Here is a 1,474-nt window from a genome sequence, read left to right on the forward strand (position 1 = left end):
CAATGCCCAACTCAAGAGCTGGAAGGTCCTCCGCAAGATCCGCGGCTGCCCGCAGCGAGCGACCCCGCTGGTCCAAGCCGTGATGGTCTTGATCCAGACCAGCTGAGATCAAGTTGGAAAGCGTTCATTGTCGGCCGGCTTCGGCCAGGGGCCCGGCGGTGAATGTGCCCGTACCGGACTTCCCGTCCTCTGCCCGGACCTGAGGCGCGAGCGATCCCGGTGGCTCGTGTTCGCCACGAAAGCGATTGCCGCGGGCGTCGGCGCCGCCTGGGCTCTGCCCATCCGCCATGGGGACGACACCCTCGGTGCGCTCCTACTGCTCGGGCCTGGAACAGAGGATGCAGACCTGCGGGTGGCCGAGGTGCTGGTCGAGGCAGCGGCCGTCTCACTGCTTCGAGCCGCGGCGTCTGAACGGACCGCGGTGGAGACGAGCCAGCTCCGGACTGCATTGACGAGTCGAGTCGTCGTCGAGCAGGCGAAGGGGATGCTCGCCGTCCACGGCAGCGTGGACGTCGGCACGGCGTTCGCCTGCATGCGCAGCCATGCGCGTCGCAGCGGGCAACCTCTTCGCGACCTGGCAGCGGCCATCGTCCGCGGGGACGTCGATCCCGCGATCATTCTGCACGTCGACAGATGACGATCATCAAGCAGCGTCAGCTCAATGTTCGCAGCTGGACACATTGCGGTTTTCACTCCATTGAGTGACATCGAATCTGTGCGAACCGCAACGTATAGCAGGATCCATATAGAGTCGCTCCGCCTCCCGTATCTGCAGCTCACAGCCCCGCGCAGGTCGACGCTTCGCAGACCGAGACCACTTCGTTCACCTCATTACGGCGATTTTCACCACCCACCCCCCGGCGCCCTGAACAGCGACTGCCCTATAGCGTCGCGCTCAGCACTTCGGCCTTCCCCGTTTGTGCACCACATTCAGAGGAGAGCATTCATGCGTAAGTCCGTGCGTACCCTCATCGCCTCCGCGATGGCCGTTCCGATGACCCTCGGGGTGGCCGGCATGGCGTTCGCCGACGAGGGCGACTCCACCCGGGAGCAGTCCCAGACCACCGAGGGCACCGTGTCGGGCGAGCAGGGGTCGACCACCGAGCAGAGCAGCTCCAGCTTCGCCCCGGTCACCCAGCTCAACCCCGCCTTTAACGTCTCCGACGTCCTGGGCTTCAGCGACTTCGCCAACGAGGACTCCGAGGGCGGCAGCAGCCAGTCCGTCGTCCAGGACAACTCGATCGACTCGACCAACGAGCAGGGCAACAGCGCCTCGACCGAGCAGGCCCAGAAGAGCGTCCTCGACCAGGCCACTGGTCTCGAGGGCTGAGAACAGCCACCCACAGAGAGAAGGGGGGGGGGGGGCCCCCCCGCCCACCGCCCGGGTGGTCACCGCGTCCAACCGCGCCGCGGCGGGCGTCTACACCGACCGCGGCGGGCCGCCGATCGTCGCCTGGCTGCGCGAGCGCGGCTA

Annotated in this window: 2 protein-coding genes; both read left to right on the forward strand. The window is 66.8% G+C overall.

Annotated elements, in window-relative coordinates; genetic code table 11:
* Nucleotides 1–127 precede the first annotated feature (127 nt).
* Nucleotides 128–637, forward strand: a complete 510-nt coding sequence (locus WHI96_RS27625) for an ANTAR domain-containing protein (protein ID WP_345643336.1) — start codon at nt 128–130, stop codon at nt 635–637.
* Nucleotides 638–982: 345 nt separating this feature from the next.
* Entirely contained in the window at nt 983–1,330 is a 348-nt protein-coding gene (locus tag WHI96_RS27630; protein ID WP_349302516.1) for a hypothetical protein, read from the forward strand.
* Nucleotides 1,331–1,474 lie beyond the last annotated feature (144 nt).

The organism is Pseudonocardia tropica (assembly GCF_040105315.1).
Lineage (GTDB): Bacteria > Actinomycetota > Actinomycetes > Mycobacteriales > Pseudonocardiaceae > Pseudonocardia > Pseudonocardia alni.